Source organism: Thermococcus sp. MV11 (assembly GCF_012027285.1).
In the GTDB taxonomy this organism is placed as follows: domain Archaea; phylum Methanobacteriota_B; class Thermococci; order Thermococcales; family Thermococcaceae; genus Thermococcus; species Thermococcus cleftensis.
The window spans coordinates 25,212-43,382 of record NZ_SNUD01000004.1 but is presented as its reverse complement, the minus strand read 5'-3'; the positions used below and the strand labels follow the sequence as shown (position 1 = coordinate 43,382).

At 56.2% G+C, this 18,171-nt stretch carries 21 protein-coding genes and 1 pseudogene; 10 read left to right on the top strand and 12 right to left on the bottom strand.

Going from position 1 to position 18,171, the window contains the following annotated elements; translation table 11 throughout:
- Nucleotides 1-44: 44 nt before the first annotated feature.
- On the bottom strand, nt 45-1,748 hold the full coding sequence (locus tag E3E27_RS09730; RefSeq protein ID WP_167774441.1) for a DUF505 family protein: 1,704 nt from the start codon (nt 1,746-1,748) through the stop codon (nt 45-47).
- A gap of 116 nt (nt 1,749-1,864) precedes the next feature.
- Here E3E27_RS09730 and E3E27_RS09725 point away from each other — a divergent pair, with 116 nt between their 5' ends.
- Complete coding sequence (locus E3E27_RS09725) at nt 1,865-2,284, top strand: DUF356 domain-containing protein (RefSeq protein WP_167774499.1); 420 nt, start codon at nt 1,865-1,867, stop codon at nt 2,282-2,284.
- Here E3E27_RS09725 and E3E27_RS09720 read toward each other — a convergent pair whose 3' ends face one another.
- Nucleotides 2,285-2,818 (bottom strand): multiprotein bridging factor aMBF1, encoded by a 534-nt coding sequence (locus E3E27_RS09720; RefSeq protein ID WP_014789240.1) that lies wholly within the window; start codon nt 2,816-2,818, stop codon nt 2,285-2,287.
- 70 nt (nt 2,819-2,888) lie between these two features.
- On the opposite strand from E3E27_RS09720, the pseudogene E3E27_RS09715 reads away from it, so the two are divergent.
- A pseudogene (locus tag E3E27_RS09715) lies at nt 2,889-3,362 on the top strand (GNAT family N-acetyltransferase); the annotation flags it as partial.
- Between the two features lie 100 nt (nt 3,363-3,462).
- Nucleotides 3,463-3,669 carry a hypothetical protein gene (locus E3E27_RS09710; protein ID WP_371731590.1) on the top strand — a complete coding sequence of 69 codons (207 nt, stop codon included), beginning with the start codon at nt 3,463-3,465 and terminating at the stop codon, nt 3,667-3,669.
- 35 nt (nt 3,670-3,704) lie between these two features.
- Here E3E27_RS09710 and E3E27_RS09705 read toward each other — a convergent pair whose 3' ends face one another.
- From E3E27_RS09705 to E3E27_RS09685, 5 genes are all read right to left on the bottom strand, one after another.
- Entirely contained in the window at nt 3,705-4,109 is a 405-nt protein-coding gene (locus tag E3E27_RS09705; RefSeq protein ID WP_167774439.1) for a Zn-ribbon domain-containing OB-fold protein, read from the bottom strand.
- A 2-nt stretch (nt 4,110-4,111) separates the two neighbouring features.
- Nucleotides 4,112-5,272, bottom strand: coding sequence for a thiolase domain-containing protein (locus E3E27_RS09700; RefSeq protein WP_167774438.1), 1,161 nt, complete (start codon nt 5,270-5,272; stop codon nt 4,112-4,114).
- Between the two features lie 10 nt (nt 5,273-5,282).
- Nucleotides 5,283-6,335 carry a hydroxymethylglutaryl-CoA synthase gene (locus E3E27_RS09695; RefSeq protein ID WP_167774437.1) on the bottom strand — a complete coding sequence of 351 codons (1,053 nt, stop codon included), beginning with the start codon at nt 6,333-6,335 and terminating at the stop codon, nt 5,283-5,285.
- 130 nt (nt 6,336-6,465) lie between these two features.
- Nucleotides 6,466-7,146, bottom strand: coding sequence for a fibrillarin-like rRNA/tRNA 2'-O-methyltransferase (locus E3E27_RS09690; protein ID WP_014789234.1), 681 nt, complete (start codon nt 7,144-7,146; stop codon nt 6,466-6,468).
- A gap of 5 nt (nt 7,147-7,151) precedes the next feature.
- Nucleotides 7,152-8,426 carry a C/D box methylation guide ribonucleoprotein complex aNOP56 subunit gene (locus E3E27_RS09685; protein ID WP_167774498.1) on the bottom strand — a complete coding sequence of 425 codons (1,275 nt, stop codon included), beginning with the start codon at nt 8,424-8,426 and terminating at the stop codon, nt 7,152-7,154.
- 495 nt (nt 8,427-8,921) lie between these two features.
- Here E3E27_RS09685 and E3E27_RS09680 point away from each other — a divergent pair, with 495 nt between their 5' ends.
- Nucleotides 8,922-9,785 (top strand): hypothetical protein, encoded by an 864-nt coding sequence (locus tag E3E27_RS09680; protein ID WP_240910725.1) that lies wholly within the window; start codon nt 8,922-8,924, stop codon nt 9,783-9,785.
- Nucleotides 9,786-9,934: 149 nt separating this feature from the next.
- Nucleotides 9,935-10,858, top strand: a complete 924-nt coding sequence (locus E3E27_RS09675; RefSeq protein ID WP_167774436.1) for a hypothetical protein — start codon at nt 9,935-9,937, stop codon at nt 10,856-10,858.
- A gap of 52 nt (nt 10,859-10,910) precedes the next feature.
- Here E3E27_RS09675 and E3E27_RS09670 read toward each other — a convergent pair whose 3' ends face one another.
- Nucleotides 10,911-11,879, bottom strand: a complete 969-nt coding sequence (locus tag E3E27_RS09670; RefSeq protein WP_014789230.1) for a ribose 1,5-bisphosphate isomerase — start codon at nt 11,877-11,879, stop codon at nt 10,911-10,913.
- Nucleotides 11,880-12,118: 239 nt separating this feature from the next.
- On the opposite strand from E3E27_RS09670, the gene E3E27_RS09665 reads away from it, so the two are divergent.
- Nucleotides 12,119-13,375: a PLP-dependent aminotransferase family protein gene (locus tag E3E27_RS09665; protein ID WP_371731589.1), complete on the top strand. Its 1,257-nt coding sequence runs from the start codon at nt 12,119-12,121 to the stop codon at nt 13,373-13,375.
- A 71-nt stretch (nt 13,376-13,446) separates the two neighbouring features.
- Nucleotides 13,447-14,313: a gamma-glutamyl-gamma-aminobutyrate hydrolase family protein gene (locus E3E27_RS09660; RefSeq protein WP_167774495.1), complete on the top strand. Its 867-nt coding sequence runs from the start codon at nt 13,447-13,449 to the stop codon at nt 14,311-14,313.
- Here E3E27_RS09660 and E3E27_RS09655 read toward each other — a convergent pair.
- Nucleotides 14,240-15,082: a radical SAM protein gene (locus E3E27_RS09655; RefSeq protein ID WP_167774435.1), complete on the bottom strand. Its 843-nt coding sequence runs from the start codon at nt 15,080-15,082 to the stop codon at nt 14,240-14,242. The genes E3E27_RS09660 and E3E27_RS09655 overlap by 74 nt on opposite strands.
- Before the next feature lie 58 nt (nt 15,083-15,140).
- Between E3E27_RS09655 and E3E27_RS09650 the strand changes: the two genes are divergently transcribed.
- Genes E3E27_RS09650 through E3E27_RS09640 form a run of 3 tightly spaced genes read left to right on the top strand, consistent with a single transcriptional unit; the run spans nt 15,141 to nt 16,561 of the window.
- Nucleotides 15,141-15,557 carry an OsmC family protein gene (locus E3E27_RS09650; protein ID WP_167774496.1) on the top strand — a complete coding sequence of 139 codons (417 nt, stop codon included), beginning with the start codon at nt 15,141-15,143 and terminating at the stop codon, nt 15,555-15,557.
- A gap of 40 nt (nt 15,558-15,597) precedes the next feature.
- A complete protein-coding gene (snatA, locus tag E3E27_RS09645) occupies nt 15,598-16,239 on the top strand; it encodes a neutral amino acid NAAT transporter SnatA (RefSeq protein WP_014789225.1) in 642 nt (213 codons plus the stop codon).
- Between the two features lie 43 nt (nt 16,240-16,282).
- Nucleotides 16,283-16,561, top strand: a complete 279-nt coding sequence (locus E3E27_RS09640; protein WP_167774494.1) for a family 4A encapsulin nanocompartment shell protein — start codon at nt 16,283-16,285, stop codon at nt 16,559-16,561.
- On the opposite strand, the gene E3E27_RS09635 is transcribed toward E3E27_RS09640, so the two are convergent.
- The 3 genes from E3E27_RS09635 to E3E27_RS09625 are packed head-to-tail and all read right to left on the bottom strand — an operon-like array spanning nt 16,548 to nt 18,132.
- The gene (locus tag E3E27_RS09635; protein ID WP_167774434.1) at nt 16,548-17,471 is read right to left on the bottom strand and encodes a triphosphoribosyl-dephospho-CoA synthase; all 924 of its coding nucleotides are present in this window, start codon (nt 17,469-17,471) and stop codon (nt 16,548-16,550) included. The genes E3E27_RS09640 and E3E27_RS09635 overlap by 14 nt on opposite strands.
- Complete coding sequence (locus tag E3E27_RS09630; protein ID WP_167774433.1) at nt 17,472-17,699, bottom strand: hypothetical protein; 228 nt, start codon at nt 17,697-17,699, stop codon at nt 17,472-17,474.
- Nucleotide 17,700: 1 nt separating this feature from the next.
- Nucleotides 17,701-18,132 (bottom strand): PspC domain-containing protein, encoded by a 432-nt coding sequence (locus E3E27_RS09625; protein ID WP_206204879.1) that lies wholly within the window; start codon nt 18,130-18,132, stop codon nt 17,701-17,703.
- Nucleotides 18,133-18,171 lie beyond the last annotated feature (39 nt).

Genomic DNA, 18,171 nt, shown 5'->3' with positions numbered 1-18,171 from the left:
ACGTCCAAAAGAGGACATCAGACTAGAAAAAGAACGGAAGGGAATCAGGGGTAGGCCTCAACTAGAACTTTGCCCGCCTCGGTGAGGCTCTTGCTCCCGAGGAAGCCCAGCTCGCGGAGCATCGTTAAGGCCTTCTTTATCTCGTCGTCGCTAAGGCTGAGGTGCTTCCTTATGACGTCCACTTCCTCCATCTTGTAGCCCCTGGCCTCGCCCTTCTCCTTCCAGATTCTGTTGAAGGTCTCGATGTTCTCGTAGATGACCTTGAGAACGTTGTAGAGGGTCGGAGTCACGCTGAACTTGACCCTGACTACCTCCTGGAGCTTCGCGTTCTCGAGGGCCGTCTTGACCCTCTCTCCAAGCTCAGTGAGCTTGACCATGCCGTTCTGGAGCTCGACGACGAAGCCCTTGGCCTCGGCCTCACCGATTGCCCTGGTTATCTCCTTCTCGTCGCCGCCGACGTAGTCCCTGACCAGTTCAACCAGCTCGTCGCGGTGGACGTACTTCCTTCTGGGGGTCTTTGCGAGTATGGCCGCGTCGTAGCGCGTTATGAAGGGCCTCCTCCTTATCGAGCGGCTCAGCCTGAGGTAGAACCTGCCCTTGTCGGTGACGCCGGCCTTTACAACGCCCTCCTCCTGGGCCTTCAGGATCCACTCCGCTATGGGAACGTCGCCGCTCTCCGCGTAGGTTACTGCCTTCATGGCATCAGGACTGACAGTTCCGAACTCTATGGCCTCCCTGCCCCACTCGGTGAGCCAGTAGGTGTCCTTGTTCTTAACGAGCCTCCTCTCGACGAGCTCCTTGCTCTCGAGGAGGTGGAGTATCGCCCCGAGGTCTTCGACTTCGACGCGCCTGGCGATCTCCTTCTCGGTCGGCAGTATCTCGGGGTTGGTCTCGTGCTTCCCCTCTATTTCCTTGATGGCCCTGAGGACGGCGAGCTCATCGTCAAGCAGGTAGATCGGAAGAACCTTCTCCTCGATCCTGCCCATCGCCTCGTAGGTCTCCATCATGGCTTTTCCGAACTCCGTCGTGCCCTTCTCGTCGCTGAGCCCCATGCTCTCCAGCTCTGCGTTGCTCCTTCCCGCCTTCAACGCCTCGAAGTCCTCCTTCCTGAGGACTATGGCCCTTGCAAACACGGGTATCATGCTTATCGCTTTGAGCGCGAGCCTTGCAGCCGGAGTGGTCGCGAAGGCTCTGCCTTTCTCTGTCGGCGGTGAAATCAGGAGCAGGCGCATGGCCTGGAGGGCGTTGACTATGTTGTCGCCGTAGAGCCGGGAGTTCTTGAAGGTGACGAGCTCGTCGAGGGTTCCGAGCTTTGGCATTCCCCTGAGGAACGAGACTATCTCAGGCGTGAGGTAAACGACCGGGTGCGTCTCGCGGTAAATTTGGAGGAGCGCCCTTCCGAACTCGGTGAGGCCGTTCTCGTCGGCCAGCTTCCTCTCCTTAAGCTTCTCAAGCCAGTCCCCGGGGATTTTACCGGTCTCCTCCAGGAGCTCCAGCATCTTCACTATCTCGGTGTCGGCTATAAGGTCAGGGAGTTCCTCAAGGTTGAGCGAGTCGGTGATTTCAAGAAGCTTCCTTCCGGCCTCTGTGAGCTTAATCTTTCCTCCCTCAAGTTCGGCGAAGCCAAGTATGTAGAGCTCTATCGCCCTAATCTGGAACTCCTCGGGCAGTTTGGCCTCGATCTCGGCCTGACTCTCGGTTTTCTTCATCTCCCTGAGTATCTCCAGGTGCCTCCTCTTCAGGTACATATCATCACCTCCGCTGTTGCCAGACATTTTTCTAACCAGAATTTTTTAAAACTTTCGGTGAATAAAAATGGGTAAGGTTTAAAAGGTGAGGAAAGCAGGTGGGGCAGGTGGTGGAGATGAGAAACACGATAGTGTTAGTGAGAACCGACAACTTCCAGAAAGCCAGCATAGCCTTGGCTGACCTCGTGCGCTACGGAGGAATGAGGATTCGCGGTGATCCCAGGATAATCCCCCCTGCCCTCTCGGACTGGGCCTTCGAGAAGATAAGCGGCGAGAGGCCTAGGAAGCGCTTCAGGGCTCATGTGGTTGCTCAGATAGACCTCCCCCCAAGGAAGGCGATAGGCAGGCTGATGGACATTCACCCCCCGGCACATATCCTTGTGATACCGCCCGACACGGAGGTCTGGGAGGAGCTGATCCGCCTCTGGGGAAGCTTTGAAAAGCTCCGCGGTTTTCACCCGCCGAAGATGACCAAGGCAGAGGAGCTGAGGAAGAAGGAGAAGGAAGAGGAGGAGTGGGAGTTCGAGGAGTTTTGATCACTTCTTTCTCTTCCGTATCCTGATGTTAGCGATGTCGCCGAGGGTCGGCTCGTAGTCCCTAGGAATCGTCCTCTTCTCAATCATCTCCTCTCCACTTGTTTCAATGAGCTTTATCTTGAAGTACTTCTCAAGCTTCCTGGCCTCCTTTATGGTGGGCTCGCGGTGGCCGTGGGCTATCGCGCGGAGGTCGTTCATCGAAAGGCCTATCTCGTGGGAGAGCTGCTCGTAGCTCTTGCCACTCCTCTGTATTGCCTTGTACACCCTCTCGGCGTAGTCCTCGACTATCTCCTCAGTGTAGAGAGGCTTCTCGCGGTAGGGCTTCGGCTCCCTCTTGGGCCTCGGGGCGGGTCTGGAAACGCGCCTCTGCCTGCCCGTTGGCATTATGCTGAAGGTTCCGGGCTTTTTACCGCCGTATTTCTCGTAACAGCGGTCACAGACGAGGACTTCAGCACCCTCGAGCCTTATCCTGTGCCCCGGCCCCCTTATCGGGGCGCCACAAATCTCGCAGTACTTCGGCTTGGCCTTCCCCATCTCAACCACCTTCTTGCTCCACATAAGGCTCGGAGTCAGGCTTTTTAAACCCCACGATGAGCTTATACCGATGGCGGAAGTGAAGGTAGAGAGGCTCAGGGAACTTGGCCAGGGGACGCTCGAGAGGCTCATCGAGATATACATGAGGGGCTACGAGGGAATGCGCGAGTACGGCGGTGAGGGTGAGAGCTATGCGAAAAGATACCTCCGCTGGTGCTGGAACAAGGCCAGGGACGGTTTCTTCGTCGCCAAGATCGGCGATGAGATAGTGGGCTTCATAGTCTGCGACGACGACTGGTACAGCAAGTACGAGGGAAGAACCGTCGGGGCGATCCACGAGTTCGTGGTGGACAAGAACTACCAGGGGCACGGGATAGGGAGGAGGCTCATGGAGAAGTGCCTGGAGTACCTGGGGAAGCACAACGACAGGATTGAGTTGTGGGTCGGGGAGAAGAACGAGGGCGCCATCAGATTCTACGAAGGCTACGGCTTTAAGAAAGTCGGCCAGAGCGGGATATGGGTTAGAATGGTGAAGGATTTGGAGGGGGGTGGCGGGAGTGCCCTGCATAGACCCTCCAAGCCCGGAGAAGGTGAGGAACTTGAGGGAAGAAAGCTTCATAAGAGAAGGAAATGGGAAGCTGAAGGTGACGATAGAGAGCAACGGAGAGGTCATTAAGACCACCGTGAACGGTTCGCTAAAGGGCGTTAATGAGATAGCGGAGATGCTTGGCGTCGAGGTCGAGAACGGGAGGATAGAGGCCGTCGTCGACGGGGTCAGAATTACGGCCAAGCGAGGAAAGCTTGAGCTCGAGTTCGAGAACGGGGACAAGATGAGGATTGAGCGGGCCTGAGCCACAGCGGACATAAAAAGGAAGTAGAAAAGGCTTCACTTCACAGGCGGCCTGAACTTGTAGCCGTAGAGGATTATTCCGTCCTCCTCGAACTCCCTTATCTTCTTGGTGACGACCTCGACCTCCATGCCGAAGTCTATCTCCTCGGGATCGACGTCGGTGAGCTGAGCCAGGACCACCGGACCCTCTTCAAGCTCTATTAGGGCCAGCGGGAACGGCTTGTAGTACTCGAAGCCGCTCGGCGGGTTTCTGACTATCGTCCAGCTGATGACCTTGCCCTTTCCGCTCAGCTCGACCTCCTCGATGTTCCTCGAACCGCAGACCGGGCAGACCGGCCTCGTCGGGAAGTGAACGTGACCGTTCTCGCACTTTCCGCCCATGAGCCGGTACTTCTCACGGAAGTGCCTCCAGTAGCGGGAAACCTGCATCGGGCGAGCCATCTTCAAACCCTCCTGAATATGCTAACCGTTATGTTCGAGCCGGTTCCACCTATGTTCTGGGTGAGGCCTATCTCAGCGTCCGGCACCTGGTTCGGAGCCTCTCCGCGGAGCTGGAGGACAGCTTCGACGGTCTGGTACATTCCGGTGGCTCCAACAGGGTGGCCCCTCGCCTTAAGGCCTCCCATGGTCTGTATAGGATAGTCGGCGTCTATCGCTATCTGGCCCTCCCTGGCGAGCTTCGCACCCTCACCCTTCTTCGCAACGCCGAGGGCCTCGAGGCTTAGCGCCGCCATCACGGTGAAGGCGTCGTGAACCTCGAAGAAGTCTATGTCCTTCGGCTCAACGCCCGCCATCTTGTATGCCCTCTCAGCGGCTACCCTTGCCGCCTTGAGCGTTAGGAGATCCTCCCTGCTGGCAAGGCTTATGGTGTCAATCGCCCTTCCCATTCCGGCAACTTCCACCCACTTCTCCTTCGGAACCCCGAGCTCCTTCGCCTTCTCCGGCGTGGTGACTATGACCGCCGCAGAGCCATCGCAGACAGGGGAAGCGTCAAAGAGCTTGAGCGGGTCAGCGACGTAGGGGCTCTTCAGGACTGTCTCTACCTTGATGGGGCGCTTGAACATCGCGTAGGGGTTCTTGGCGCCGTTGGCGTGGGCATTGACTGCGAAGAGGGCCAGATCCTCCTCGGTGTAGCCGTAGGTCTTCATGTAGTAGCGCATTACCAGGGCGTTCAAAGCCACGAAGCTGGCACCGTGGAAGAGCTCCCACTCGGCGTCGGCGGCGTAAGCGAGGTAGCGCGTCGCGTCGCTCGGCCACGCGTCCGTCATCTTCTCGACGCCAACGACAGCAACGACATCTTCCAGCCCGCTCATTACTGCCTTGACTCCCTCTTGAAGGGCGGCACCGCCGCTGGCACAGGCGGCCTCGATTTTAACGGCAGGAATGTTTCCGAGACCGGCCCAGTCGGCTATGAGTGCTCCGAGGTTCTCCTGCTCAACGAAGGGGCCTGAGATCATATTGCCGACGTAGAGGGAATCCACCTTCTCTATTCCGGCATCGTCCATAGCCTTGAGGAGAGCCTCGACCGCCAAATCGCGGAGGCCGAGCCTCCAGTGCTCGCCAACGGGGGTCATACCGGCACCTATTATGACTGCCTTCCTCATCTCAACCACCTCACATGATGAACTTTCTCCTCGCCTTCGCGTAGAGGGCGTAGTCGATGTACTTCTTCCTGTTCACGTAGTCCATGGTCTTCGGAGCCAGCTCGCGCTTCTCCTCGATGGCGTCCTGAACGACGATGCTGAAGGCGTCGCTTCCAGCGCCGGAACCGAAGGAAACCCACAGGATCCTGTCGCCCGGCTTGGCGATGTCGAGAACTGCAGAGACGCCGACCATCGTGGCGCCGCTGTAGGTGTTTCCGATGATTCCAGTGAGCAGTCCGGGGAGGATCTTCTCCTTCGGGATTCCGAGAATCTTGCCGGCGGTGAGCGGGAACTTGACGTTGGGCTGGTGGAAGACCGCGTAGTCGAAGTCGTTCACCGTAAGGCCGAGCTCCTCCATGAGCGTCTTGGCCGCGCTGATGACGTGGTGGAAGTAGGCAGGCTCGCCGGTGAACCTGTTACCGTGCCTCGGGTAGTGCTCGTGCTGTCTCCTCCAGAAGTCCGGCGTGTCGGTGACGTAGGAGTAGCTACCCTCGAAGTAGGCAACGGTCTCGGAGCTCTTTGGCCCGACTATGAAGGCCGCTCCACCTGCTCCGGCGGTGAACTCGAGGTGGTCGCCGGGCCTTCCCTGGGCGGTGTCGGCTCCAATGGCCATCGCGTAGTCCGCCATCTCAGAGCCGACGAAGCCTATCGCGGTCTGCAAAGCCTCGGTTCCAGCCTTACAGGCGAACTCGAAGTCAGCGGTGCTCACATCGGGAGTTGCGCCGATGGCTTCGGCTATTACAGTTCCGGTGGGCTTGACAGCGTAGGGCTTGCTCTCCGAGCCGAACCAGACCGCTCTTATGAGCTTGGGATCGATCCTGGCCCTTCTCAGTGCGTTTCTCGCGGCCTCGATTCCTATGGTGAGCGCGTCCTCGTCAAGGCCCGGAACGGCCTTCTCCTCAATGGGGAAGCTGGAAACTCCCCAGACCCTTCCTATCTCCTCGGCCTTGATTCTATACATTGGAACGTAGGCACCGTAACCGACGATGCCGACTTCGCGCCTCGGCTTCAGGAGCTTTTTCATGGTGCATCACCCACAAAAGCTGAACGTGACTCGCCTAAGGTTCAAGAGCGAGTTATAAAAGCCTTTCGGTGAAAGTAAAAGGCTTTTTCGACAATTGGCGAAGAAAGGGGGCAGAAAAGGATAAAGAAGATCACGGTTTTCTGACAACGAAGAGCGCGTGGTCCTTCTCGTAGGGCTCAAGGGAAAGCCTCTCGACGACCTTGAAGTACTCGGAAAGCTCCTTCTCCACCTCGTCGAACACCTGCTCCGGCTCCTTGGTGACGTCGATGCTCCTGCTCTTGACGGAAATCATGGCGTAGCCGCCGCTCTTGAGGAAGACCCTTGCGTTGTCTATCAGGATTTTCGCCTGGGTCGGCTGGGCGACGTCCTCGAAGATGACATCGACCTTAGGGACGAGCGCGCGGTAGCCTTCCGGCTTGGTGGCGTCGCCGAGTATGGGGACGAGGTTCCTCCTCTCCTCAACCAGAGGGACCAGCTCCCTGAGAACCCTCGGGGAAAACTCGACACCGAAGACCTTGCCCTCCCAGCCGACGATGTCGCTGACGTGGCTGGCAGTCGTTCCGCTTGCCACTCCGAGGTAGAGGACGGTCGAGCCGGGCCTTATCGGGAAGTGCTTGAGTCCCTTGAGTATGGCCGCGCCGAGCTTGGAGCGGCTGGGGTTCCACACCCTGTACTCCTCGCCCTCGAACTTTATCAGCCTCTCGCCGTAGACCCTCTGGCCCGGGACGAGGTTCTTAGTTGCTATCTTCTCGCTACCGTCCTCGTCGATGAAGACGTAAACGCCCGGGAACTTGTGCTTCTTAATCCTCATCTACCTCACCTCTTGCCGCCCTTACCCTTCTTCTTTTTCTTTTTGTCCTTCTTCCCCTTCATCTTCTCCTTCTTCTCGAACTTCCTGCCCTTCTCGCCCTTTCCTTTCTTCTTGCCCTTTGCCTTTTCCTTCTTTCTCTTGGCCGGCTTGGCCTTCCTCTTGGGCGGGTTCGGGTACTTCTCCTTAATCTCCTGAATGCGCTGCTCTATCTCCTGCTTCAGCTCCTCGGCTATGTATTCGCCGGAGAAGTAATCAACACGCGCCGCTATGGCGAGCTTTCCGGCCAGAGCTCTCGCGATCTTACCCCTCTGCCACCAGGGTGAGCGGTTTATCGCGGGGTACTGGAAGATGACACCGTGCTTGGGCGGCTTCGCCCCGGTTCTGAGGTGCCTAAAGAGGGCCTTCTCGGCTCCAAGGACCTGTATGGTGGAGGCAGGCATCATAGCCAGCTCCCTCAACCCGCCGGCCAGGCTGAGGAGCCTCGCGGCCAGCTTGGCACCGACTAAAGCTTTCAGGTTCGGGGCGACCTCGTCCATCGCGGTCTCAAGGTAGTCCTCTATCTGGCGCCTGAGCTTGTAGAGGTCATCTATCTCGCTGGCGAGCTTGACGATGATGTCTGCGTCGAACTTGCCGAGCGGTGCTCCCATCGACTTCTCGGCCGCGTTCAGTATCTTCCCAATCTTGCCCTCGGGGAGGCCGAGCTTCTTGAGCCTCTCCTCCGTGGCGTTCTCCCTCGGGCCAACCTCCTTGACGAAGGCCACGTACTGCTCGTGCTTGGGCAGTATCTCGTCCAGCTCAGGGAAGTGGAGGCCGTACCACTCCCTCAGCCTGGAGACGAGGAGGTTTATGACCTTGTCAATGTCGTCTAAGGCTTCGATGGCCTGTATAATCATCTTGTCGCGCGCGCCGCTCTGCTCCTGTATGCGGAGCCTGGTGAGAGCGACGCCGACGTTGAAGTACTCGTCGAACCAGTTCTCGCCGAGGAACTCCCCGGGGCTTGAGCGGAGCTTTTCTCCGGCCACGTTCGGGAACTCGGCGGTGGCGTTGTAGCCAAGCTCCTTGAGCTTCCTGCTAAGCTCCGAGTCCTCAACCACGAACTCGTCGTAGCCCTCCCCGCTCAGCTCGTCGAGGAAGGCCAAAAGCTCATCGCTCGGCTCGCCCTTGAGGAGCTTGTCGAGGCTCGCCTCCGGCCTTCCGGAGAAGACCCTCTGGTCGATGAGATTACCGCTCTCGTCAAAGGCATAGACGCCCCTGACGTTCTCCGCTATGTAAGCTTTCATCATCATCACCCTCTCGGTTTTTGTTTCCGGAGTATAAAAGGGTTAGGCGTTTTAAACCCTTGTGTGTTTTGCATCAACTTCCGTTGAGACCCCCAACAGTCAATGAGCACCGTTAGCTTGAGAGTTTTAAGAACCTGTGTAGGGGTTTAAAATTGTATGGGGTTCGCCATAATATAACTTGGTTTTGGCCGAAATTTCACTTCTAGTGATAGAAAGGATTAAATAGTCCAACGGCATGTTTTGTAATGCCATTCCCCACTGGAAGCGCAGATTATGGGCCGGAAAGCCGCCGCAGTATTACTTATAGGACCGTGAGTACAGTGATGGCACCCGTCATATTTACGTTCATACTACATGGGCACCGTGGCTTAATGGCAGACCAACTTCCGACTGGGTGATCGTTGACAGCCTACCGGGAGCAACAATAGTTACTGTCAAACCAAATTCCCGTCCATCAGGAATATGCCCAACTTCACTGGAGGAGGTGCCCCGAAAATGAATAAGACCCTTTATATTATTTCAGTGCTTTTTGTTATTTTCATTCTGACTATTACTTACGCAGATCACGAAGCGAGTAACGATAACGTCTCCAGTCATGGTAGTCTGTCAGGCCAGGTTAATGTTTCCCAAAGTCAAGGCCATCAGAGTGAGAAGCACTATCTGACGGAAAATCAATGCAAAAATGATGTGAACACTATCCCAAGATTAAACTCTTTTGGGAACATTATTGTATCAGAGAGACTTCCCAATAATTCAGCTGTAAGATTTAATGAAAACATAATAATAATTCCAAAGACAGACCTAAATAAATCCATAACAGCAGGAAAGATGTACCTTCAAAACTGGACTCATGAAATTGGGATAACCGTTCCATGTTACATCCAGGGAGGAGAAGCTACCCTGGACAACAACTCTACAAGTAAGGGTTTTCACGATTTGGGCCTATGCGTATCAACCTCTTCCCAGATCGACCTTACAAACGAGAGATGCATATTTCTAAAAACCGTAACCTATGAATCAGAACTGCCACCCGGAAGGGTGCATATGGCAACATATGCCATTCCACTGGCTAATACTAGTTGGGACAAATGGGATCATGTTTATTGCAGTAGAGTAATCGACTATCTAAGTGTCTGTGGCCATCCAGAACTGTGGGTGAAGAACTTTACGAGCCCCTGTTACTGCAACAGCCACACAATTATCAAAAAGGTTTTGGACGGAATAGCCGAGGCGGGTTTTAGCACGATGGTATCTAGTGAAAAGAGTACCCCCAACGAAATATTTTCACAAAATATATCGCAAAGGCGACTAATACCTCTACGTGGAATTCGCCAAAGTCAAGGGCATGGATTTGGTTAGAGTTCTCATGATAATGGGCGATGAGAAAGTCGTGAAAGCCTATGCACAGGCGTTCAGTGCTGGAACGCTGGTCTCCCAAAATTAAGCTTGAGACGTAACCAACAGATATTGACCATAGTCAAACCCATTTACAGAGGGTGAAGGCCACTATGAAAGGCTCCAAGAAACCCAAGCTCCATTTTTTCATCTTTCTGCTGATAGCCCTGGTAGTGATCGCTACGCTGAGTATTCCCTACTTCAGGGAAAAGGGAACACCCATATACAACAACCAGACGTTAGGCCCCCAGGAATGCGGCCAGGAATGCAGGCTTACTATCCATTCAAAGCAGCCAGAAAACGCCCTAATCGGCGGGTGGATAGACAAAAGAATCACCGAAGTGACCAACGGCTCCGAGATTACACTGGACGACTGGTTCGTCGTTTACCCCCACATGAACCTCACCTCCCCGCCGGAGGGCTGGAACGCCTACTTAATCCACTGGCCGGAGAAGTTCAACCTGACTGTGCCGTGCTCCATGGGCGGCTTTACAATGGCCCTTGTGGGCAGGGAGAGCGGGCAATCCTTCTACCAGGCGGTTTTAAGGAACGAAACCCCTACAAAACACGCGAGGGACTGCTGGGGAGAAGGGAACGGGCGGTGGCTGGAACTGCCGCCGGGAAAGGCCTACTTCGCGGTTCAGTACATTCCAACGGCCAACGCAACCTGGAAACTCACCGTCCTGACGCCGACCAGAACCTGGACGGACTTCAGGGACTACCACATCTTCTTCGAGACCCCGGTGAAGCTTGAAGCCACCTGCACCTGCCCGATAGAAACGCTGGTCGAGAGGTTTGAGGCTTCCATTAAAGCCCAGGGCTTCGAAGAGACCGAACTCTGGACCGTACCCAGGGAAAACGACTGCTTCAAGCCGCTCAGCATCAAGCTCTACCGCAGGGGCGACGAGTACCTCTATGTGGAGTTCGCCCGGGTGAAGGGTCTGGACCTGGTCAGGGTCCTCATGGTACTCGGCGAGGACGAGGGAGTCGTGAAGGCCTACGCGGAAGCCTTCAGCGCGGGAAACGTCGAAGGCTAAAGCCTTTCACTTTTCACCATCGACAAGACGGGGAATAAAGGGAAGAAGAGCCTCAATCCTCCCAGGGCTCGGTGTACTTGAGGGCCCAGCCGAACTCCTCCTTGAGGATATCTATCGCCGCGCTCGGCGGAATTATCCCGCGTTCCGTTATGATGACGTCCACATACTCAGGCGGGGTAACGTCGAAGGCCGGGTTCCAGACCTCGATGTTCTTCGGCCAGGTCTTGAGCTCTTCCTCCGGAATGACCTCGGTCGGGTCGCGCATCTCTATCTCCACCAGCTGGCCGAGCATGGTCTCCGGGTGGAACTTGTAGGTCTCGGCGGCAATCATGGTCCAGACCCTGTGCTCCTTGGCGGTGAGCGCTATTAAAGCCGTTCCAATCTTGTTTATCACCGCGCCGTTCACGGTTATGCTGTCCGCTCCCATCACCACCTTGTCGGTCATCTTCATGTAGTGCCTCGCCGCGCTGTCCACGACGTAGATGACCGGAATGCCGTAGCTGGCCAGCTCCTTCGCGGTTATCTTGCCCTGCCACTTGGGCCTCGTCTCCGTGACGATGACCTTGATGTCCTTGCCCTGCTCCCAGGCGGTCTTCATGACGCTTATGGCTGCTTTACTGTGGCAGTGGGTCATTATGACGTCGCCGTCCTCTATCCTGTTTGCCCCTATCTCGCCAATCCTCTCAACGGCCTTCTCCGAGTTGTGAATGAACTCCTTGGCAGCGTTTATGACTATGAACTTGAGCTGCTCCAAATCCGCACCGCCGGCGTAGGCAACTTTGCCGCGGTGCATAACGTAACGGAGCGCGTTTGGGAGGGAAACCGCTGTTGGCCTTGTCTCGTAGAGTATCTTCGCCGCCTGCTTCATCTCGTCCCAGAACTCATCGACGTTCGTCGCCCTGCTCTTCTCGGCCTGGAGCTGGAGCGCGTAGGCCGCGGAGCGGGCTATTTTCCCGGCCCCCCTTATCCTCATGTCCCTTATCTCCTCGGCTATCTCGAGCACTTCCTTCACCACTGCCATTGCCATCACCCCTTACTGGTAACCACACATTATGGTGGGAGGGTTTATAGATGTTTTTGTGTTCACCGGTGGAGGTTTAGGTTCGTTGATGTTCTGAAAAGAACCCGCAGGGTTTAGTTTACATTTGTAAATCGCCCTAACGACCATTGCAGAAAGATTTATAACCAATCGCCGCTAATCCCACGTGTATAGAATTGGTGATGTGCTCAAAAGTGTTCATTCAAATGGGGGGAAAGGAAGTGGAGGAAAAACTCATGAGGAAGCTAAGCTCAGGGTCACTGGACTTCGAGTCATACTTTTCAGACAAGGCAAGGGAGATGAAGGCCTCGGAGATCAGGGAGCTTCTCAAGCTCGTCGAAACGAGCGACGTCATAAGCCTCGCTGGCGGCCTTCCGGCGCCCGAAACCTTCCCGGTGGAGAAGATAAAGGAGATATCCCAGGAAGTCCTTACCCACCACGCCGACAAGGCCCTCCAGTACGGAACCACCAAGGGCTTCACCCCGCTCCGCCTCGCGCTGGCTGACTGGATGGAGAAGCGCTACGACATTCCCACGAGCAAGGTCGAGATAATGATGGTGGCCGGCAGCCAGCAGGCCCTCGACCTCATAGGGAGGACCTTCATCAATCCCGGCGACCTCGTTGTCGTCGAGGGGCCGACGTACCTTGCCGCTTTAAACGCCTTCAAGTACTACGATCCCGAGTTCATAAGCATTCCAATGGACGACAACGGAATGATGGTCGACCTCCTCGAGGACAAGCTCAAGAAGCTCGCCGCTGAGGGGAAGAAGATCAAGTTCGTCTACACCGTCTCGACCTTCCAGAACCCGATGGGAGTCACCATGAGCCTCGACAGGAGGAAGAGGCTGGTGGAGCTGGCCAGTGAATACGACTTCCTGATTGTCGAGGACAGCCCCTACGCGGAGCTCCGCTACTCCGGTGAGCCGATACCGCCGATAAAGCACTTTGACGACGAGGGGCGCGTCCTTTACCTCGGGACCTTCTCGAAGATACTCGCACCGGGCTTCCGCCTCGGCTGGGTCGCCGCGCACCCGCACTTCATAAGGAAGATGGAGATAGCCAAGCAGGCCGTTGATCTGTGCGCCAACACACTCGCCCAGGCCATAGCCTGGAAGTTCGTGGAGGAGGGCCACCTCGACGAGCACATACCCAAGATAATCGAGTTCTACAAGCCGAGGCGCGATGCAATGCTCGAGGCCCTCGAGGAGTACATGCCCGAGGGTGTCAGGTGGACAAGGCCAGAGGGCGGAATGTTCATATGGGTCACACTTCCTGAGGGCATCGACACCAAGATGATGATGGAGAAGGCCGTCGCGAAGGGTGTCGCCTACGTGCCCGGTGAGGCATTCTTCGCCCACCGCGACGTCAAGAATACGATGAGGCTCAACTTCACCTACGTGCCAGAGAAGACCATCAGGGAGGGCGTTAAACGGCTCGCCGAGGTCATAGAAGAGGAGATAAAGGCTCTTAGAGGCTGAGTTTTTCTTCCACATTTCATCATTCACAAAGTTTTTTACCCTTTCCTGAGACTTCCACTAAGGTGATGGTTATGAAACCTTTAATCGGTATAATCGGCCAGAGCGACCACCCGCGGAACAGGCTCTTTCTCGACAGGACCCACGTTGAGAATGTCGCCGCGGCGGGAGGCGTTCCGGCAGTCTTCAACGCTGACTCATCGCCGGAGGAAGTCCTTGAGCACGTGGACGGGATACTGCTCATAGAGGGCCCCGACGTTCACCCACACTTCTACGGCGAGGATCCCTCGAGCTCCATCAAGTACGTGGACGTTGAGAGGGACGAGCTCGAGATAGAGCTGGTGAAAAGGGCTGTGGAAAAGGGGGTTCCAGTTTTCGGGGTCTGCAGGGGAATGCAGGTCATAAACGTGGCCCTGGGAGGAACCCTCTATCAGGACATCAACGAGATACCCAAGGCGATAAAGCACGACTGGGAGCTCAAACTCATAGGGCCAAGCCAGCGCGTTCATGGGGTCAGGATAAAGATGAACTCAAGGCTCTACGAAATACTCAAGGACGAGCTGAACGTTGAGGGCACCAATGAGGTCCACGTGAGGGTAAACAGCTTCCACCATCAGGCCGTCAAGCGAGTGGGCGAGGGAATAAGACCGGTCGCATACGCGGTCGATGGGCTGATAGAGGCCATAGAGGGCACGGGGGAGTACGAAGGCTTCATTCTGGGCGTCCAGTGGCAGCCCGAGTACCTCCCGGAGATGCGGCGGCTCTACGAGGCCTTTGTCATGGCGGCGGCCAACTACAGGGCGAGGAAGATGGAGCTTGAAGAGATAGAAATCGAGGCCAGGGTGAGGGAGAAACTGGAAGGCGACATTAGAGAGGGACAAGGTGAGAGCCATCGCAGCTCGGAAACGAGCGATAGCCTTCACGACACGAGCCAAACGTGATCCCCCTAGAGGCCATCTTTTCCTCGGCATCGCTGAGGATTTCAAGGCGGAGCTCCCTGGGGAGGTAGTGATAGCCGCCGATTTTTTCACCCCTCTCGTAGAGGGGCCAGAGCTTTTCCATTAGCTCTGGAAACTTAGCGAACATTCTCTTCTTGGAGTCGGGCCTGAGCTTGAGCGTCGAAACGGTGATGTGGCTCACGAAGCTCAGAGCATCTAGAGTTTTATCGAAGTCTTCCCAGGTGTAGAATGGGATTATCGGGTCTATCCTTGCGTAAACCGGAATCCCCGCTTTCTTGGCCTTCTTGAGGGCCCTTATCCTGGCCTTAGGGGAGGGCGCGTTAGGTTCGAGGAGCTTGGCCTTTCTCTCATCAACGGTCGTGACGGTTATCCCGACGGCGCAGCGAAGTTCACTCAGGAGATCCAGGTCGCGCTCGAAGATATCTGACTTCGTGAGGAGCAGACAGCGGACATTATGGCGTTTGAACAGCTCCAGAACCTTCCGCGTTATACCCAGCTCGCGCTCAATGGTTGGATAGGGGTCCGATGAGTAGGAGAGTGCTATGATGTAGCGTTTATCGAACTTCCTGAGCTCCCGCTCGAGCCTGGGGAGCAGGCCCTCCTTGGTCCTCACGCGGAAGGCGTTGGGAATGTAGGAGGTTATGTAGCAGTAGACGCACGCGTGGTCGCAGCCGGTGTAGACGTTAAGGGTGTACTTGAAGGGGCACGTGCAGAGCTTCGCCTTCCAGGGGTCGAAGGGCCGTATGTACATAATCGGAGGTTTCAGAAACCCTTTAAATCCCTTGCCCGAGGTTGAAAAGGTGGTGGCAGTGAGTGAACCGGTTAAGGGAAAGGTTGAATGGTTCAAGGATTACCAGTTCATCGGCAGGATAGAGAGCGACAAGTGCTCCGTCATTCTCGGGGAGGGAGGAATAAGCCCCATGAAGCTCCTCCTCCTGAGCGTCGCGGGCTGTACGGCCTACGACGTGGTCATGATACTCCAGAAGATGCGCGAGCCGATTGAAGGTCTGGAGGTCGAGATTTCGGGCGAGAGGAGGGAGGAGCACCCGAAGATATACAGGAAAGTCCACCTCCACTACAGAATCCACGGAAACGTGAGGGAGGAGAAGGCCAAGAGGGCGATAGAGCTGAGCCAGGACAAGTACTGCTCCGCCTCTGCCCATATGAAGCTCAGCGGGGCCGAGCTCACGTACTCCTTCGAGATAATCAGGCCCGGGGAGGATTAACTTTTTAACCCCCTCTTCTCCGGCCCGGAAGGGTGGTAGCTTGCTCGAGTACCTGAAGTACTTCGTCATACTCTACGGAGGCCTCTTCGCGATAACCAACCCTGTCGGAGCCGTTCCGGTCTTCCTGAGCGTCACTCACGACCTCTCCTGGAGCCAGAGGAGGGAGATAGCGACCAAAACGGCTCTAACGGTCGTTGCAACCCTCGTCATCTTCGCCCTCATAGGGGAGTGGATATTCAAGTTCTTCGGATCCAGCATAGACGCCTTCGCGATAGCGGGTGGAATACTCCTCTTCAAGATGGCTATGGACATGCTCTCTGGCAGGCTCTCAACGGTCAAGATAAGCAAAGAGGAGACTGAGGAGTTCAGCGAGGAAGTGGTCACGCTGGAGGAGGTTGCCATAATACCCCTGGCGATACCCCTAATCTCGGGACCCGGTGCGATAACCACGGTCATGCTCTACATGGCAAAGAGCACTTCCGTTCCGGAGAAGGCGACGGTGATAGCGAGCATTCTCGCGATAGGCCTGACCGTCTGGCTGATCCTCTGCTCCTCCAACAGGATACAGAGGAAGCTTGGCAGGGTGGGGATAAAGGTTATGACGAGAATGATGGGTCTCATACTAACGTCTATGGCGGTTCAGATGATAATCAACGGCATCAAGGGGGCGTTCGGGCTTTAGCAACCCTTTTAATTTCAATCCCTAACTATCGTTGGTGTCTCAGATGCGCGGTGAACTTATACGGATACTGAGCACGGTGGAGGAGAAGGCCAACGAGCTGAAGCTCGACGGCTACGAGCCGGACGTTGTCCTCCTGGGAAGGGAAGCCTACGAGTTCATAAGGGAGCAGATAAACGAGGAGTTCGGTGGGGACGAGGAAGTTTTCGAGCTTTCGGGGCTGAGGGTTAGGCTCCTGGAGGAGCTTGGCGGGGACGCCGTGGTGGTAGATAGCAAAGCATTGGGCCTAGGCCCCGGCGGGGCGAAGCGCTTCAGGGTCCTATAACTCCCCAGACCTTCCCGTTTCTCATCTCCACCCTCAGCCCCCTCAGGACGAGCAGGCTTAGAGAGACCGCCATTATATCCGCCAGACTGCCGGGGTTCCTCAGGTCCCCCTTCTCCCGCAGGAAGGCGTCGAACTCCCCGAGGGAAAGCTCCCCATCGAGAAGGGCTTTTGCCTTCTCCCTGACGAGTTCAGCCTCTTCCCTTCCGGCCTTTCTGACTATCAGCGTGTCGATGTTCCCGGCCAAAAGTTCGATGAAGGCCCTCACGACCGTCTCCTCTAAGGGGAGCTTTTTTACCAGCTCATACAGCCGTTCAAAGGTGGCATAGCTGAGTTCGTAGCCGTTCAGCCACTCGCAGAACACAAGCTCCCGCCCACAGCTCATCTCCGCGAGCCGGGAGAGGTTGATTCCGTCCCTGAAGAGTTCCCTGAAGGACTCATCGCTGTAAACGTCGTACTTCACACCGCTGGGGATTCCCTTGGGGTTCGCTATTCTTATCGCCCTGTAAAGCTCCATCGTGTCCCGAACCGTTGATTCCTCGATTAGGAGCTTCGCCTTCTCCCTCGCGTCGAGCATGTTCCTCCCGAGGGCAAGGCCCATGACGAGCGGAACGGAGAGAACGATTACCCCGAAGTTTGGGTTGGCGTCCTGGGCCTCGCGGGAGACCTGGACGGCGCGCTTTATCAGCTCGCCTATGCCAGCCTCGTTAAGTCCGAGCGTTCCCCGTTTCATCAGCTCGGCCCTCTTGACGGCCTCATAGTAGATTCCCGCGACGGTCGTGTCGGCGAAGAGGAAGTGGTAGAGGGTCAGATCCTCGAAATCCTCAAAGCGGTTCACGTTGCCGGGTTTGGGAACGGCGGCCTCGAGCAGGGGACCGAGGGTGAAGGCCCTGACGATCTTCCACCGGTCCATTCACACCACCAGGTAGAGGAGCAGGTAGATGAGGTAGAGGAGCAGCACCACTCTGCGGGCGGCTCTCCTGGTCATCAGGTAGAGTCCAAAGGCTATGAGCGTAACGCCCCAGAAGGCGTCCTTTATGTAAGGTGCGTACGGCCTGAGCCAGTCGAGGAAGGCCGGCTGAAATTCCTTGAGGAGCAGGAGGAAGCCAAGGAAGACCAGAATCAGGCCAAAGGTTCTCATCTCAATCACCCCTCATGAGGAGTATTATTCCCATAACGAGGAAGGCCACCGCCAGCAGCGTTCTGAAGTCCACCGCAGGCAGGAGGAACGGCATGAAGGGGCCGGCCAGCAGTATTGCGCCCAGCACTATCAGCAGGAGGGCTACTGCCTTCGAGTTTTCGTTTCCGGAGAAAACCTCCCCCAGCCTTTCTCCCGTCTCGTCCACCAGCTTCCCGAGCTTGTCCGAGAGGGGTTCCTCAGCCTCCTCGCCCTCCTCGGGTATTATGAGCGCCGCAAGGAAGTAGAGCAATGTCATGGCGACGGGGTTGAACACCAGAAGAACCACGAAGATCAGCCTGACGAGGGTCGGGTCCAGCTCGAGGTGCTCGGCTATGCCCCCGAGGACGCCGAGGAGAATCCTGCTGCGTTTTGACCTCACGAGTTTTCCCGCCATCTCTCTCACCCAAAAAGGAAAGGTTCCAGAGGCTTAAAA

Bases quoted from the DNA above. Each gene is read 5' to 3' on its own strand.
- E3E27_RS09730 (WP_167774441.1), bottom strand. From the start codon at position 1,748: ATGTACCTGAAGAGGAGGCACCTGGAGATACTCAGGGAGATGAAGAAA.
- E3E27_RS09725 (WP_167774499.1), top strand. From the start codon at position 1,865: ATGAGAAACACGATAGTGTTAGTGAGAACCGACAACTTCCAGAAAGCC.
- E3E27_RS09720 (WP_014789240.1), bottom strand. From the start codon at position 2,818: ATGGGGAAGGCCAAGCCGAAGTACTGCGAGATTTGTGGCGCCCCGATA.
- E3E27_RS09705 (WP_167774439.1), bottom strand. From the start codon at position 4,109: ATGGCTCGCCCGATGCAGGTTTCCCGCTACTGGAGGCACTTCCGTGAG.
- E3E27_RS09700 (WP_167774438.1), bottom strand. From the start codon at position 5,272: ATGAGGAAGGCAGTCATAATAGGTGCCGGTATGACCCCCGTTGGCGAG.
- E3E27_RS09695 (WP_167774437.1), bottom strand. From the start codon at position 6,335: ATGAAAAAGCTCCTGAAGCCGAGGCGCGAAGTCGGCATCGTCGGTTAC.
- E3E27_RS09690 (WP_014789234.1), bottom strand. From the start codon at position 7,146: ATGAGGATTAAGAAGCACAAGTTCCCGGGCGTTTACGTCTTCATCGAC.
- E3E27_RS09685 (WP_167774498.1), bottom strand. From the start codon at position 8,426: ATGAAAGCTTACATAGCGGAGAACGTCAGGGGCGTCTATGCCTTTGAC.
- E3E27_RS09680 (WP_240910725.1), top strand. From the start codon at position 8,922: ATGAATAAGACCCTTTATATTATTTCAGTGCTTTTTGTTATTTTCATT.
- E3E27_RS09675 (WP_167774436.1), top strand. From the start codon at position 9,935: ATGAAAGGCTCCAAGAAACCCAAGCTCCATTTTTTCATCTTTCTGCTG.
- E3E27_RS09670 (WP_014789230.1), bottom strand. From the start codon at position 11,879: ATGGCAGTGGTGAAGGAAGTGCTCGAGATAGCCGAGGAGATAAGGGAC.
- E3E27_RS09660 (WP_167774495.1), top strand. From the start codon at position 13,447: ATGAAACCTTTAATCGGTATAATCGGCCAGAGCGACCACCCGCGGAAC.
- E3E27_RS09655 (WP_167774435.1), bottom strand. From the start codon at position 15,082: ATGTACATACGGCCCTTCGACCCCTGGAAGGCGAAGCTCTGCACGTGC.
- E3E27_RS09640 (WP_167774494.1), top strand. From the start codon at position 16,283: ATGCGCGGTGAACTTATACGGATACTGAGCACGGTGGAGGAGAAGGCC.
- E3E27_RS09635 (WP_167774434.1), bottom strand. From the start codon at position 17,471: ATGGACCGGTGGAAGATCGTCAGGGCCTTCACCCTCGGTCCCCTGCTC.
- E3E27_RS09630 (WP_167774433.1), bottom strand. From the start codon at position 17,699: ATGAGAACCTTTGGCCTGATTCTGGTCTTCCTTGGCTTCCTCCTGCTC.
- E3E27_RS09625 (WP_206204879.1), bottom strand. From the start codon at position 18,132: ATGGCGGGAAAACTCGTGAGGTCAAAACGCAGCAGGATTCTCCTCGGC.